Source organism: Methylosinus sp. RM1, assembly GCF_011378635.1.
Taxonomy (GTDB): Bacteria; Pseudomonadota; Alphaproteobacteria; order Rhizobiales; family Beijerinckiaceae; genus Methylosinus; species Methylosinus sporium.
Window position 1 is genome coordinate 1 of sequence record NZ_WOVC01000124.1, and the last position, 560, is coordinate 560.

1 pseudogene is annotated in these 560 nt (G+C 67.1%); it reads left to right on the forward strand.

Annotated elements, in window-relative coordinates:
* A pseudogene (locus FMZ75_RS21260) lies at positions 1–560 on the forward strand (IS21 family transposase); the annotation flags it as partial.

The window sequence follows — 560 nt, forward strand, 5'->3', positions numbered from 1 at the left end:
TCCGCCGGCTCGGCGTCACCCGCCGCAAGCTGTTCGAGGAGGTCGACCGCCCGGCGATGAAGGCCCTGCCGATCGAGCCTTACGAATATAGCGAGTGGCGCCTGCGCCGCGTCGGCATCGATTATCATGTCGAGATCGACGCGCATTATTACTCCGTGCCCTATCGCTTCGCCCGGGCGGAGGTGGAAGCGCGGCTGACCGTCCGCGGCGTCGAGATTTTCTGCAAGGGCGAGCGCATCGCCGTCCATTTGCGCATGAGCGGCAACCGCAAGCACACGACGATCCCAGAGCACATGCCGTCCAGCCATCGCCGCTATGCCGGCTGGACGATCGACCGCATCCGCGAGGACGCCCGCAAGATCGGCCCGGCGACCGCGGCGCTCTGCGAGCAGTTTCTGGAGGCGAGGCCGCATCCCGAGCAAGGCTATCGCGCCTGCCTCGGCGTCGTGCGCCTGGCCGGCCCCTATGGAGCCGAGCGCGTCGAGGCCGCGGCGGAACGCGCCATAGAGATCGGCGCGAAGACCTACGGCTCGGTCAAATCCATTCTCGACAACAAGCTC